17 protein-coding genes are annotated in these 14,120 nt (G+C 50.8%); 5 read left to right on the forward strand and 12 right to left on the reverse strand.

The window, feature by feature from the left end:
• Positions 1-2: 2 nt before the first annotated feature.
• Positions 3-1,466 carry an IMP dehydrogenase gene (gene guaB, locus TSP01S_RS03690; RefSeq protein ID WP_041076569.1) on the reverse strand — a complete coding sequence of 488 codons (1,464 nt, stop codon included), beginning with the start codon at positions 1,464-1,466 and terminating at the stop codon, positions 3-5.
• A 70-nt stretch (positions 1,467-1,536) separates the two neighbouring features.
• On the opposite strand from guaB, the gene TSP01S_RS03695 reads away from it, so the two are divergent.
• From TSP01S_RS03695 to TSP01S_RS03715, 5 genes are read left to right on the forward strand one after another with little or no spacing between them, the layout of a single operon-like run.
• Positions 1,537-1,806 carry an acylphosphatase gene (locus TSP01S_RS03695; RefSeq protein WP_041076571.1) on the forward strand — a complete coding sequence of 90 codons (270 nt, stop codon included), beginning with the start codon at positions 1,537-1,539 and terminating at the stop codon, positions 1,804-1,806.
• Between the two features lie 9 nt (positions 1,807-1,815).
• Positions 1,816-2,415: a dTMP kinase gene (tmk, locus tag TSP01S_RS03700; protein ID WP_041076573.1), complete on the forward strand. Its 600-nt coding sequence runs from the start codon at positions 1,816-1,818 to the stop codon at positions 2,413-2,415.
• A gap of 1 nt (position 2,416) precedes the next feature.
• Entirely contained in the window at positions 2,417-3,523 is a 1,107-nt protein-coding gene (locus TSP01S_RS03705) for an ABC transporter permease (RefSeq protein WP_041076575.1), read from the forward strand.
• A 1-nt stretch (position 3,524) separates the two neighbouring features.
• Positions 3,525-4,079 (forward strand): phosphodiesterase, encoded by a 555-nt coding sequence (gene yfcE / locus TSP01S_RS03710; protein ID WP_041076577.1) that lies wholly within the window; start codon positions 3,525-3,527, stop codon positions 4,077-4,079.
• Complete coding sequence (locus tag TSP01S_RS03715) at positions 4,076-5,035, forward strand: hypothetical protein (protein WP_041076578.1); 960 nt, start codon at positions 4,076-4,078, stop codon at positions 5,033-5,035. The genes yfcE and TSP01S_RS03715 overlap by 4 nt, the downstream gene beginning before the upstream one ends.
• 73 nt (positions 5,036-5,108) lie before the next feature.
• Here TSP01S_RS03715 and tsf read toward each other — a convergent pair whose 3' ends face one another.
• From tsf to TSP01S_RS03770, 11 genes are read right to left on the reverse strand one after another with little or no spacing between them, the layout of a single operon-like run.
• The gene (gene tsf / locus TSP01S_RS03720; RefSeq protein WP_041076580.1) at positions 5,109-5,705 is read right to left on the reverse strand and encodes a translation elongation factor Ts; all 597 of its coding nucleotides are present in this window, start codon (positions 5,703-5,705) and stop codon (positions 5,109-5,111) included.
• Between the two features lie 48 nt (positions 5,706-5,753).
• Entirely contained in the window at positions 5,754-6,239 is a 486-nt protein-coding gene (gene coaD, locus TSP01S_RS03725) for a pantetheine-phosphate adenylyltransferase (protein WP_041076582.1), read from the reverse strand.
• A gap of 4 nt (positions 6,240-6,243) precedes the next feature.
• Positions 6,244-6,876 carry a metallophosphoesterase family protein gene (locus TSP01S_RS03730; RefSeq protein ID WP_408033233.1) on the reverse strand — a complete coding sequence of 211 codons (633 nt, stop codon included), beginning with the start codon at positions 6,874-6,876 and terminating at the stop codon, positions 6,244-6,246.
• Entirely contained in the window at positions 6,848-7,711 is an 864-nt protein-coding gene (gene lgt, locus TSP01S_RS03735; protein ID WP_041076586.1) for a prolipoprotein diacylglyceryl transferase, read from the reverse strand. Before lgt ends, TSP01S_RS03730 begins: the two co-directional genes overlap by 29 nt.
• A 2-nt stretch (positions 7,712-7,713) precedes the next feature.
• Positions 7,714-8,148, reverse strand: coding sequence for a hypothetical protein (locus TSP01S_RS03740; RefSeq protein WP_041076588.1), 435 nt, complete (start codon positions 8,146-8,148; stop codon positions 7,714-7,716).
• Positions 8,145-8,717: an aminoacyl-tRNA hydrolase gene (pth, locus tag TSP01S_RS03745; RefSeq protein WP_041076590.1), complete on the reverse strand. Its 573-nt coding sequence runs from the start codon at positions 8,715-8,717 to the stop codon at positions 8,145-8,147. The genes TSP01S_RS03740 and pth overlap by 4 nt, the downstream gene beginning before the upstream one ends.
• Positions 8,714-9,364 (reverse strand): 50S ribosomal protein L25, encoded by a 651-nt coding sequence (locus TSP01S_RS03750; protein ID WP_041076592.1) that lies wholly within the window; start codon positions 9,362-9,364, stop codon positions 8,714-8,716. Before TSP01S_RS03750 ends, pth begins: the two co-directional genes overlap by 4 nt.
• A 15-nt stretch (positions 9,365-9,379) precedes the next feature.
• Positions 9,380-10,330, reverse strand: a complete 951-nt coding sequence (locus TSP01S_RS03755; RefSeq protein WP_041076594.1) for a ribose-phosphate pyrophosphokinase — start codon at positions 10,328-10,330, stop codon at positions 9,380-9,382.
• A complete protein-coding gene (gene glmU, locus TSP01S_RS03760; RefSeq protein WP_041076596.1) occupies positions 10,314-11,678 on the reverse strand; it encodes a bifunctional UDP-N-acetylglucosamine diphosphorylase/glucosamine-1-phosphate N-acetyltransferase GlmU in 1,365 nt (454 codons plus the stop codon). Before glmU ends, TSP01S_RS03755 begins: the two co-directional genes overlap by 17 nt.
• A 12-nt stretch (positions 11,679-11,690) precedes the next feature.
• Entirely contained in the window at positions 11,691-13,892 is a 2,202-nt protein-coding gene (gene priA / locus TSP01S_RS03765) for a replication restart helicase PriA (RefSeq protein WP_041076598.1), read from the reverse strand.
• A 5-nt stretch (positions 13,893-13,897) separates the two neighbouring features.
• Positions 13,898-14,119: a hypothetical protein gene (locus TSP01S_RS03770; protein WP_041076600.1), complete on the reverse strand. Its 222-nt coding sequence runs from the start codon at positions 14,117-14,119 to the stop codon at positions 13,898-13,900.
• Position 14,120 lies beyond the last annotated feature (1 nt).

The following is a 14,120-nucleotide window of genomic DNA, read 5'->3' on the forward strand; positions in this document are numbered from 1 at the left end:
TTTCATTCCTGAGAGGAAGACGTCCAGTAGTTAGGTGCCTCCCGCGTGATTATTATGTCGTGAGGGTGACTTTCTCTCAAACCTGCAAGAGTTACCCTCACGAATTTTGCTTTCTTCCTCAGTTCGTCGAGATTCCGAGCGCCGACGTAACCCATCCCGGATTTCAAACCACCAACGAGCTGGTGCACGACGTCTTTCACGGTTCCTTTGTAGGGCACCATGCCTTCGACACCTTCGGGCACCAACTTCGCGTTTCCGCTCTGAAAGTACCTGTCCGCACTACCCTTTCTCATGGCCGACTCGCTGCCCATACCACGGTAAGCTTTGTATTTGCGTCCCTGGTACAGGATCGTTTCTCCCGGTGCCTCTTCGGTTCCAGCGAATATGCTGCCGATCATGACCGAATCGGCACCGGCGGCCAACGCCTTGACGATGTCTCCAGAGTATCTGATGCCTCCATCGGCTATCAGTGTCACCCCGAGTTCCCTTGCCACCCTCGCGCACTCCACGATCGCTGTGAACTGTGGAACGCCCACGCCCGCCACGACGCGCGTGGTGCAGATCGAACCTGGCCCCACTCCCACTTTCACTCCATCGGCGCCGGCTTCGACAAGAGCTTTGACAGCTTCAGCGGTGGCAACGTTTCCCGCAACCAAGGGCAGGTTTGGAAAGTTCTGCTTTATCTTCTTCACGGTTTCAATGACTTTCTTCGAATGACCGTGTGCCGTATCGACGACTATGAAATCGACCTGCGCATCTTTCAAGGCCTGAACCCTCGCAAGCACATCGTCGCCCGTTCCAACGGCTGCACCAACGATGAGTCTACCTTTGCTGTCGCGCGCCGCGTTGGGATGTTCGATCACACTCATGATGTCTTTGATCGTTATGAGTCCCACCAGTCTGTCTCCGTCATCCACGAGGGGAAGTTTTTCGATCCTGTATCTGTGGAGTATCTGTTTGGCTTCTTCCAGACTGACGTTTGGCTTTGCAACGATGAGTTTGGATCGAGGAGTCATGAGCAACTTAACGGGTTTGGAAAGATCGGTTTCGAACCTGATGTCCCTGTTCGTTATGAGGCCCAGGAGTTTCATGTGTTCATCCACGACTGGCAGGCCACCTATCTTGTACGTGGACATCAGCCTCAAAGCCTGTTCCACGCTTTCCTCCGGACCCACCGTGATCGGATCGTAAATGACCCCATTCTCGGCTCTCTTGACGATGCTGACCTGGTGCGCCTGTTCCTCTATGGACATATTTCTGTGTATGACACCCACGCCACCCTCACGGGCCAGCGCCTTGGCGAGTGCCGCTTCGGTCACGGTGTCCATGGCCGCGCTGATCAGTGGAATGTTGATCCACACGTCTTTGACGAGTCTGGTCCTCACGTCGACCTCGGATGGCAACACGTCGCTGTACTGAGGAACCAGAAGAACATCATCGAACGTGAGAGCTTCTTCGTATCTCAAGGGAATACCTCCTTCTGGTATTATGTTTTTTAGGATTATAACACCTCATCTGGAAAGAAGGGGTGAAAGTTTGAAGGCGATCTTTGTGAAAATCTTCGGCCACGTTCAGGGGGTAGGTTTCAGACACTTCACTTACAAGATAGCGAAAAGATTGAGCATAAAAGGTTATGTGAGAAACGCTGAGGACGGTACGGTGGAAATCCACGCGGAAGGGGATGAGAAAAATCTAGAACAGTTTCTAATCCAGGTGAGCAGAGGACCGGTCATGGCCGTTGTGATCGATATTCGTGTCGAGGAGACATCAGTTCAAGGATATGAAGATTTCGAAATAGTCTATTGAGGTGACGGCATGTTCATAAGCTTTGAAGGCATCGATGGGAGTGGCAAGGGTACTCAGGTTAGCTTGTTCATGGATTATCTCAGCAAAAAGGGAGTAGATTTCGTTTACGTGAGAGAACCTGGCAGTACTCCGCTTGGGGAACAGATCAGAAACATCTTGCTGTTTTCACAGGAGATCACTCCGAAGGCAGAGCTACTGATGTTTCTCGCAAGCCGGGCCCAGATGGTAGAAAGAGTTGTGAAACCTGCTCTCGCGCTCGAAAAACTGGTCATCGCCGATAGGTTCATTGATTCGAGCGTTGCATACCAAGGTTTTGCCAGGGGTCTGGGAGTCGAGTTGGTCAAGAAGTTGAACGATTTTGCAACGGGTGGTTTGAAACCGGATCTGACCTTTTACATAGACGTTCCTGTGGAGGTGGCCATGGCACGGAAAAAGCACCTGGACAGGATCGAGACCGAGGGTGAGGAATTTCTCATGAAGGTGAGACAAGCGTATCTGAACCTGGTGAAAGAGGAGCCGAAGAGGTTCGTCCTCATAGATGGCAACGCAGACCAGCTGACTGTGCACAGAAAGATCGTCGAAGAATTCGAAAAGAGGAGGAAAGGATGACGTGTTCTTTGGCATGTTCATGATGGAATTGAAGAGAACTCTGAAAAATCCTTACTCCTTGGCGCTGGTACTGGCTGTGCCATTGATCATAACCGTTACTGCCGTCGTGCTGTTTTCGAGCCTCGGGTTTCTGCACACTAAGATAGGCATACTCAACCTGGATACGGATCCTTTGTCCCGCTTCACGGTCGGCATAGTGATGTCGATGTTCAAGGGTGGTAACATCAGTTACGTGGGGGAAGATTACGATCAGAAATTGCTCAACGGTGAACTGCAAGCGGTGGTCGTGATCCCAAAAGATTTCTCCAAGAAGCTCTACGCCGCCGAGCAAACCGAACTGATCTTCATACCCAGCCCGGTGGACCTGCAGTTATCCACGGTCATCTACAGAACCTTCCGTTCCATGTTCGAAGATCTCAATGGAAGCCCTTTCTTCGATCCCAAAGTCATCAGATACCTGTTCACCTCTCCGGGGTATCCCGCACCGAAGCTCTCGGCGTTCGAAAAAGAGAGCGTTCTGAGCTTTAGCTCCATGCTCGTTCCGATAGTCGTCTTCCTCTCGACGGCGTGCGTCTTGTTCTCGATCGCCGCGAGTTCGTTCCAGCAGGACGAGCAATCGCGGTTGACAGAATTGTTCATTTCGATGGGTGTGGGCAAGCTGAGCTACGCACTGTCGAAAATGGCCGCTTACACGACGGTGGGTTTGCTCGTTTCGTTCTCATCTCTCCTGATAATTTCGCTTTCCGGCGCGATCTCTGTAACACCAATGATTTTGACCCTCCTGCTTTTGAATGCCCTGTTCCACGCGTGCGTTGGCTTGATCGTGTCCTCCCTGTCTCCAAATGTACAGGTTTCATCGATGCTGAGCGTGGGCCTGACACTCGTCAGCTTCTACTTCAGTGGCACCGTCGTGCCACTTTCAGCTATGCCGTCAAAGTTGCAGCTCATCGCGCGGAATTATCCTCTCTTCTTGGTGAGCTACGTTCTGAGAAAGCAACAGCTCTTTTTGCTCAATTCGGCAAACGATATAGAAAAGATCTTGCTGTATGTTTTCGTCACGTTCACCACATACCTAATGCTCGGTTCAATGAAGTTGAGGAGGAGATGAGATGAGGAAGGTCCTGATAGTGTCAGATACACACGGTTCTTTCACGAGCTGGCAGAGATTGAAATCCTTGGTGGGGCAGGTTGATGAGCTTTACCACCTTGGAGACGTGCTCTATCACGGCCCAAGAAATCCGATACCAGAAGGATACGATCCCGCAAGGCTCGCCGAGGCCTTGAGGAACGAGAATCTCTTTCTGGTTCGGGGAAACTGCGACGCAGACGTTGATCTGCTCGTGCTTGGAATATCGGAAGCACCAAAGATTCTGACTGTGAGTTTCGGTAGAATCAGTTTCGTGATGAGTCACGGCGAACTCTTTGAAAGCGACGAGCAGATGTTGAACGTCCTTGAAAAACACAACGCGCAAGTTCTCTTCTACGGTCATACACACGTTCCAAGGTTCGAATGGCTGGGTTCGAAGCTGATCGTAAATCCGGGCAGTCTCTCTTTACCAAAATCACAATCCGAACCAGGCTTCGTGCTGATCCACGCAGAAGAAACCGTTGAGATCACCCTGATCTCTCTGAGTGGAAAGATCGTTAAGGAGGTCTCACTGTGAACGATCTGGCAAGTTTGATACGTTCTTCCTTCGCGAGAATATCCATGATCGAGCATCACGAAGAGATCGTTCCGGAGGACGTGAGATTCGGTCCTTCTTCGTGGATCGTTGAGAGTGGAGAGACGGTCGCGTGTGAAGAACTCAGCGGGGTCGTTTTTGTGGACAGCAGGAGAAGGAGGTTCGCATCCATAGAGGTCGAGGGTTACGTACTGTTGATCTCTCAAATCGTCACCGGTGCAGTGCTCTTGGAAAACGATCGCTGTAAACCCCTTTTCTCTTCGGAAGAACCTCCCGTAGTGAAACTCGTGCTGGGCGTTCCTGATCCCATAGCGGCGCTCTGGGAATTGAGTAAAGGCGAGCAAGTAACGATAGGAAACTTGATATGCGATGTGGCCGTAGGGCCGACGGCTGAGGACGCCACAGATTCCTACATGCAGGATGTGGAAAGAGAAACGGTGGAACGTTACGTTGAAGATTACCTCGTCGTGAAAGATGGGGTCATAAACTTTCAGAGTCCCACCTTCAAACCTGGACGCGGCCCGCTCGGGTTGGTCAAAAACATACACATACCTTACGTGGATCCGGAAAAGTTCAAAGCGTTCGGTTTGATGAAGAAAGGTCAGCGATCCAGATGCATCGCCACGGAACTCGGAAAAGGTAGCGAACTGCTCAAAGTGATGAGCTATTTGAAACTTTCGAACGTCCCGGGATTGCGGGGTCTAGTTAGAATAGAAACGGTGGTTCACAAGGACGAGCTGAGCGCTATGAAGGAAGAGATGTTCAAACTCTTCGAGGCCATCTCTAACACGCTGACTAAAGTGAGCGACGATACCGGACTGATTCCGAGAACGCCCGAAGACACCCTTCCCGTCGTGTTTTTAGAGAAGTATCTGGACCGCTACTTCTACAATGAAACCTACGTCAAATGCGCCCTCTTGGAGGCGATCAGAAGCTGAACGCGATGACTCTTCAAGCTGATGAAAAGGCCCCGAGCGGGGCCTACCTTTCCTCTGGGGTGCGGTGTTGCTTTTACTCTTCACCCACCTGCATCCTTACAAACCTCGTGACTCTGATGTTCTCCCTGATTTTCGCGATCGCTTCATCGATGATCTGTTTAACGGTCTTCGTGTCATCGAATATGTACTTTTGGTCGTACAGACAAACCTCTTCGAAAAACTTTTCGAGTTTTCCCTGGACGATCTTCTCGATCACCTGCTGCGGCTTGTTGGAATCCTTCAGCTGTGCCAGGTATATTTCTTTTTCCTTCTCGATTACCTCCTGTGGAACGTCCTCTCTCGATACGTATTTTGGATTCATCGCGGCCACCTGTTTCGCAAGGTTGTAAGCGAGTTCTTTGAACTCCGGCAGGCGAGCCACGAAGTCAGTCTCACAACCGAGTTCGAGCAGAACGCCTATCTTGTCGTTGAAGTGAACGTACGCGGTGACGATGCCTTCCTTCGTGGCACGGGACGCCTTCTTCTGAGCGACTGCCATGCCCCGTTTCCTCAGTATCTCAACAGCCTTTTCAAAGTCGCCGTTCGCTTCGCTCAGTGCGGTCTTGCATTCCATCACTCCTGCACCGGTCATTTCTCTCAATTTCTTCACCATTTCTGCGCTGATTTCCATCGTCCGAAACCTCCTCAGATCAGATTTATTGAAACAAGCCGTGCGATATTATAGCACACCTTTACCATACATTTCCGTGAGAGTTTTCAGTACGTTGGCAGGAACCCACTTGCTGACGTCTCCACCCATGGAAGCCACTTCTCTGACCAGACTGGACGAGAGGAAAGAATATTTCTCATCGGTCATCAGAAACACAGTTTCCAGTTCTGACCACAGATGTTTGTTCGCGATGGCCATTTCTAACTCGTACTGGAAGTCCGTCACTGCACGCAAACCACGAACGATGATCTTTATGTTTCTGCTCTTGGCGTATTCGACGAGCAGCCCGTCATGGTTGTCCACATGAACGCGTGGCTCGTTCTCGAACAGTTCCCTGATCAGCTCGAGTCTCTTTTCCAACGGCAACAGCGGCTTTTTCTTAGGGTTCACCATGACAACGACCCACAGTTCGTCGAATATCTTCAGTGCCCTCTGGATCACGTCCAGATGGCCGTAAGTGATCGGATCGAACGAGCCGGGGTACATGGCCTTCACGTTCTCAACCTCCACACGAGACTTGAAAGATTTGCATCGTCTCCAGCGCTATCGCGGAGAGCTTGTTTCCATAAACGCATCCTGTGTCCAGTCCCACCTTGTCCTTCAAGATCAAAACATCCTGAAAAGGCGTATGGCCGAAGAAGATCCTGTAGCCAGGCAAGGGGTTCTCACTGTATATGAACTCGTATCTTATCCAGAGCATGTCGAATTCACTCTGCTCTTCCAGCGGCACGTTTGGCCTAACGCCCGCATGAACGAACACGTCGTTCCCCTGAACGTAGTAGATCGAGGTTGACTTCAGGAACTCTACGTGATCCTTCGGGATCTTGTCCACACCGCTGTAACTTCTGAGCGTGGCGCCCGCGCCGTTCATGAGCCACAGATCGAGGTTCGTTCCATTAAGAACATAGTCGAGCATCATCTGCTCGTGGTTGCCTCTTATGAAAACACAGTCGTAACTCTCAGAAAGCTTCAGCAGTGTCTCGACGACACCTTTGCTGTCCGGTCCTCTGTCCACGTAGTCACCCAGGAAGATGAGTCTTGAATCCCTGGTCAGAGGTATCTTGCTGAGTAGCTCCGTGAGGCAGTCCAGACATCCGTGCACATCACCTATCACGAACGTCAATGACGCCACCCCTCAGCACGATGTACAGGGTGAACCCAATCAATATCGACAGAGCACTGATGAACTGGGCCAGCCTGATCGACCCGACGTACATGCTGTCCAATCTGAACCTTTCGATGCAGATCCGTCCCAGCGAATAAAAGCACAGATAGAGTGAAAAGACCTCACCGAAGTTCTTTCTGTGGTGTTTCAGATACCGTGTCAGCAGAAGGAACACGAAGAAGTCCCACAGGGATTCGTACAGGAACGTGGGATGAAAGTAATCGTACTGTTTGTATTCAAACGGTCTCATCCTGAGAGGAACGTACATCTTCCAAGGAAGGTTCGTGGGCTCTCCAAAGGCTTCGTAATTGAAGAAATTTCCCCACCTTCCGATCGCCTGTCCCAGCGGTAAATAGGCAGCGCCAAGGTCCAGTGCCTGTAACGGCTTGAAGGTGACGTTTTTCTTCAGGAAGGAATACAGAAGAAAGACCGCTATTCCTGCCAGCACCGCTCCCTGTATGGAAAGACCACCGTGCCAGATTTTCACAATCTCGGCGGGATTTTTTGAATAGAATTTCCAGTTCGAAAGCACGTACAGGGTTCTCGCACCGACTATTCCGAACACGACTGAGTAGAAGACGAGCTCATCCACCTGTTCGGGATCGACATTCTCTTGCTTGGCTTGTCTTCGTGCCAGCGAGTAAGAGAGGAGCACGCCGGTGAGGATGAACAGCGAATAGAATCGAAGCTCAAAATTACCGATCCTGATCAGATACTGTGGGAGGATCAATTTGCCCCGAAAAACGAGTGCAACGAAGATGGCGAGCAAAATTAACAGCAAGAACGGTAGAACTTTTTTCATGGTCATTTCCCCAGCAGGGTTTTCTCTATCATGCTTATCTGATTCTTGATCTTGTGGGCGGACCTGTAATCCTCTTTCTTCAACGCTTCTTCTAACCTGTGCCTCAGAATGTAAAGGTGCCTCATGATGACTTCTTTTTGCTCCGCATGGCCCGAGCTTTCTTTTCCGAACAGCTTTCCAAGCACCCCGACGGGGACGATGGAAAAAACCAGATCCCTCGGTGATAGCTGGTCGGCGAGGAGTTCACCGAGGTTTGAGTCCTGCACCACGCGCGTGTACCCCGCGATGTATTTCAAGTTTTTGCGATCGAAAGGATCCGCTTCCTTCAACGTTTTCCTCAGACAACCAGCGCACAGGTGAACCTCTTTTGGTACACCGTCAGACAGAAACCTGTACGTTCTAACGTTGACATCAGTTTTGCACACATCGCAATTCACACGATCACCTCTACCGAATTGAACAGGGACATAGCCTTTTGGACACCGTCTGTAAGGATCGTTTTGACGGCTTCCACGGCGACATCGAGCACCTTGTCCAACACCGATCGTTCTTCCTCTGAGAAGTCGCTCAGGACGAATTCTGCAAGGTCCACGCCCTCTGGTTTTGGGCCTATCCCGATCCGCAATCTCACGAACTCGTTCGTTCCCAGTGCTTCGATTATGGATTTCAAACCGTTATGCCCGCCAGCACTGCCCTTCTGCCTGATCCTCATCTTTCCGAGTGGAAGATCAACGTCGTCGTACACAACAATTATATCATCGGCCGAAAGGCTGTATCTCTCCATCAAAGACTTCACGGCCTGCCCACTGACGTTCATGTAGGTCAGGGGCTTCACCAGGAAACAGCCGCCGCATTCCGCCAGTTCGTAATTCGATTCACGCACGAAATTGGAACTGCAACCAGTTTTTTGAACGAATTTCTCCAGAAACATAAAACCCACGTTATGCCTGTTTGAGGCATAACGTGGTCCCGGGTTGCCCAAACCTATTATGTACCGCACACTCATTCTTTTTCTTCTTCAGTTTCCTCTGCCTTCTTTCCTTTCTTTATGACCTCAGGTTCGGTCTCAGCAGGAGCGGCAGCCACTTCCGTGACTTCCAATCCTTTCGGGACGATGATCGTCACCAGCGCTTCTTCAGCTGGGAGCAGCACCTTCATTCCCTTTGGAAGCTGCAGATCGCGTACGTGGTATGACTGTCCCAGATCGAGCTTTGTGACATCTATTTCGATGTGTTCGAGCAACACGTTCGGCAGGGTTTCGACGGGTAGTTCTGTGTGTATTATTTCCATTATGCCTCCCTTTTCCACTCCAATGGGTTTTCCGACCACGCGTATGGGTATTTCGATCCTCATCGTGTGACCCATGGCAGGTCTGTAGAAATCGATATGGACGATTTCGTCCGTTACTTTGTCGATCTGAACTTTCTTGACGAACACTTCTATTTCCTGCTCTCCTGTGTCCGTTTTGATCTTCAGTGCGATCGGCTTGGCCTCAGAGAACGCGTGAACGAATTTCTCAACCTCCTGTTTCTTGAGCTTGATGGCTACAGGTTCCATCTCTGGACCGTAGACGATCCCAGGGATCATACCCTGCTTTCTGAGCCTTCTTACGGGCCTCTTACCTCGTTCCGTTCTGATCTCAGCCGTAAGCATTCCAACACCTCCTCGTCATTTGAACAGGATACTCACCGACAGGTTCTTTCTGATCCGCATGATCGCTTCTCCCAAGAGGTTCGCTATGCTCACGACATGGAACTTGCTTGGGAGACTCTTGTGGTACACCGTATCGGTTATGTAGACTTCGTCTATCTGACTGTTTTGAATCTTTTCCACGGCGTTACCCGAAAGAACACCGTGTGTTGCACAGGCAAGTATACGCTCTGCTCCGGCATTTTTCAAGGCCTGTGCCCCTTGAATCATGGTTCCACCGGTGTCGATTATATCGTCGAACATCAAGGCGATCTTTCCCTTGACGTCTCCTATTATGTTGACGATTTCCGCAACGTTGTCTGCCGGTCGACGCTTGTCTAAGATCGCCAGAGGTACCTGAAGCTTTTCTGCGAGTTTGCTGGCGCGCCTCACCGCTCCAACGTCTGGTGAAACAACTACGATCTCGTTCTTGACGTTTCCGTATCTCTTCGTGATCTCTTCTATGAAGACCGGGAAGCTGTAGAGGTTGTCGAGCGGTATATCGAAGAAGCCCTGTATCTGCTCGGCGTGGAGGTCTATCGTCAAAACGCGCGTGGCACCCGCCACAGTTATGATGTTCGCCACGAGTTTTGCAGTGATCGGATCTCTACCTTTGGCTTTTCTGTCCTGTCGCGCGTAGCCGAAGTACGGTATGACAACGGCGATGCTGTTCGCAGACGCACGTTTGAACGCATCCACCATCACCAGCAGTTCCATGATGTTCTCGTTGACCGGTGGTGAGAAAGACTGAAGGACGAACACGTCGTGTCCCCTGACAGTTTCGTTTATCCGCACGTTTATCTCGCCGTCGGAAAACCTCGATACCTGACAGTCTCCAAGTCTCAGGCCCAGATACTCCGCAACTTTCTGCGCGAGGGGAAGGTTGGAGTTTCCTGCGAAAAACTTCAGATCGTTACGTTGAAAAGGCATCTCCCGACTCCTCCCTTTTTTTGATGACCCATCCGAGCTTGTTCGTCTGCCTGCAACGTGCGATGGCCAGGCTCCATTCCGGTACATCCTCGTCTATCACAGAACCTGCCGCAACGACGGCCCCTCTCCCAATCCTCACAGGGGCGATCAAAGAGCTGTTACTCCCTATGAAGGCTTCATCCTCGATGAACGTTGGATTCTTCTTTTTGCCATCGAAGTTGCACGTTATGGTTCCTGCACCGATGTTCACGTTCTCACCGATCGTTGCATCTCCAAGGTAAGCGAGATGCTGTGCCTTCGTGTGAGAACCTATCTTTGAATTCTTGACTTCGACGAAGTTGCCGATCTTGACGTTCGATCTGAGTACGGTACCTTCCCTCAATCGTGCGTATGGTCCTACGGACACGTCGTCTTCGATCGTTGCACCAACACAGTCCGAACTGATTATACGCACTCTGTTACCCACGATGCAGTTCTCTATCCTCGTCATAGGGCCTATAACGCACTGCTCACCTATCTTGGTTTTGCCGATCAGGAAAGTCATAGGATAAAGCGTGGTATCGGGACCGACTTCCACGTCCGCATCCACGTACGTGGTTTCCGGATCCAAAACTGTGACACCGTTGAGCATGAGTTCTTCGAGGATTTCCCTCTGCTTGATCTTTTGAACGAACGCCAGCTGCACCTTGTCGTTCACTCCAACGAATTGTTTCCAGTCGCGAACCTGATGTATTCCCACTCTGTTCATCAGAGCCACCGCGTCGGTTAGATAGTACTCTTTCTTGAAGTTGTCGGGCCTTATTTTCGGTAAGGCTTCGAGCAAGCTGCTTCCTCTGAAAACGTAGACGCCGGTGTTGATCTCTTGTATCGACTTTTCCTCGTCAGTCGCGTCGGATTCTTCCACGATCCTCACGAACCTTCCTGCTGGGTCCCTAAGTATTCTTCCATAACCGGTGGGGTCCGTCATCAGTGTTGAGACAATTGTCACATCATTTTCATCAGTTTTGTGTCGATCTAAAACTTCCTTCAAAGTCTCAACCTTTATCAATGGCATATCACCGTAGAGGATCATCAGATCGTCGTTTGGATCTATGAAGTCCTGGGCGCACATCACCGCGTGTGCGGTGCCGAGTTGTTCACTCTGGACACGAACCTCAACGTCGGAAGGAAGAACCTGCCTCACTTGCTCGGCAGCGTGTCCCAGCACAACACAGACGTGTCCACCCAATTTCTTTGCAGTTTCGAGAACCCACAACAGCATCGCTCTGCCGCACACCGGGTGTAGAACTTTTGGCAGTTTCGATTTCATCCTCACTCCCTTACCCGCAGCCAGGATCATTGTACGCATGCTTTCGCCCCCTCACCAGATTTTCGGTGGGTTAACGAAGATACGCCAGCCGACCTTTCCCGTTTTGATCAGGACCTCGTTGATCTTGGACAGACTTCTCATAACATCGTTCGTCTTGATCAAAAAATGGTGCCTGAATTTGCCCGATCTTTTGAATATCGGATGTTCTACAGGTCCCAGCACGGTCTCACCCTCGAGCGAATCAACACAGTATTTTGCGATCTCCCATCCCGTCTGGGGGAGATCGCTTTCGAGTACCACCTGGATCAGATCGCAGAACGGAGGATAGTTCACCTCCTGTCTCTTCTTGAGCTCTTCCACGTAGAACTTCTCGACTTCCTGCTCGAAAACATCTTTCAGGAACGTATCCTGCGGATGGAACGTCTGGATCAAGATCCTGGCTGAATTGAAGTAGTTACGGATCTTTCTGAACAGATGAAACATCCTGAGCCTGGTGTTGTAGTCGGGCTGGTTCAGCAAGCCGTCATAATCGAGGATGGATATCAAACCGACCCTGCTCGTGTCGAAGCCATGGACGACAAGCTTGCTGCCTATGAGAACGTCGATTTCTCCAGCTTGAAGCTTGGCAAACTGTTCCTGAACTTCGAACGGTTCAAACTCTTCCGATTCCACCCTCACGATCCTCGCGTTTGGAAAATGGTACTTCATCAGTTTTTCGATCCTCTCTGTGCCAACACCCTTGGGATAGAGCGCCCTGGCACCACAGTTTGGACACTCAACCTGAGCCTTTTGTGTGTATCCGCACTGATGGCATTTGAAGACGTTTTCCGACCTGTGGAAACTGAGCGTGACATCGCAGTTGGGGCACATCAGCACGTAGTTGCACGCGAAACACACCACGTAAGGTGCGAATCCCTTTCTCCGCACGAGCATCACGATCGAACGACCTTCACGCATCGTTTCTTCAACGTTTTTGATGAGTTCTTCAGAAAGGATGGACTTGCTGTGCCTGACGTCCACGATATCGACGCTCGATTCACGCGGCTGAGTCGGGATCCTGAACCAGTTGAAACGCTCTCTTCTGTGAAAATCGGTGAGCCTCGGTTCGCACGAGGCCAGAACGAGTGGAATGTTTCTCAGTTTCGCTCTCGTTTCGATCAGTTCGATCGCGTCGTACACGGGATCTTCGAACTGGTAGTACGCATCCTCGTCACTTTCCTCAACGACGATCAAACCAAGGTTCTTCACCGGTAGAAACGCCGCGATTCTCGTGCCAACGACCAGCTGGACCGCGCCACTCACCGCATCCAGCCAGACTTTTGCCCTCTGAGACTTCGACATACGTGCGTGATAGACGTTCACGTTCACATCGAGGAATCTCCTTATGAAACCTGCGGTCACGTAGGCGAGGGACGAAAACGGGACTAAGAAGAGCACCGCCTTGCCCTCGTCGATGACACTCGCGATCAGTTCGATCATCCTGCGAACGCGGGCCTCCATCGTGTGACCTGTCAGGATGAGGTCGGTTCGTGGCAGCGCTTCCTCTGGTTTTCTACATTCACGCGAGCCTTCCACGTTCGGCGGTAGGAACTGTGTCAACTCGATGAGACCTTTCTGCTGCATGTGCTTGAGCTTCTTGGGGTTGATACCGAAAGATTCGACCAGTTGCTCCACAGTCGCGTAGTTGTTGGTCAACAGATAACCGATCACGTCGTACTCAGTTTCATCGCCAGCGTGTGACAACGCTCTGAGTCCACCTTTAACGACCACATACCATTTCGAGAAGCGAGGTTTCGGCATCTTGCGGCCAAAACACTTCTTCAATCGAACGTAACCTCTGTTCAAATAACCTTTGAGAGTTTTGTGACCGTACCTTTCCAAAAATTCCTCCAGTGGGAGCGACTCGAAGCCGAGCATGGGTGTGAGCGATTCCACAATCGTTTCCGCATATTCATCTATGAAGGATGGGAAGGCTATATCGAAGAGCAAACCTGGTGGTGAAAAGAATTTCTCCGAAATGGTTCTGATCGCCTCAACGTCGGCCTGGTCCAGGAAACTCGCCCGATCGAGTCTTTGAGCGATCTCCTTGAGGCTGTGATCGGTGGGTCGGTCTGAAGTTCGAACAACGTAACCAATTGTCTTTCTTCCATGGAAGTCGACGAGTACCCGTTCTCCAACTTCGAGTGGTTCGTGACTCGTATAAGAGTAAAGGCAGCGGAGCGGAACTTTTGAGATCGCCAGATCGTACACCATGTGGCTCAGGATTGAGCGCCCCGTACCCAGATCGTCTTGTTACCGTCGGTGATCGCTCTTATCTCTTGGGGGATGCTTATATCACGGCTTTTGATGATCTCTACGATGAGATCCACGGGGATGGATGTGTCGATCCATATTTCAGAAACATCCGCACGGTCTTTTTCCCTCAGAGCTATTTGCATCAAGCTCTTTTCTATCGCTCGTGCATATTTCTCGAGGTCCATC

The organism is Thermotoga caldifontis AZM44c09 (assembly GCF_000828655.1).
Classification (GTDB): domain Bacteria; phylum Thermotogota; class Thermotogae; order Thermotogales; family DSM-5069; genus Pseudothermotoga_A; species Pseudothermotoga_A caldifontis.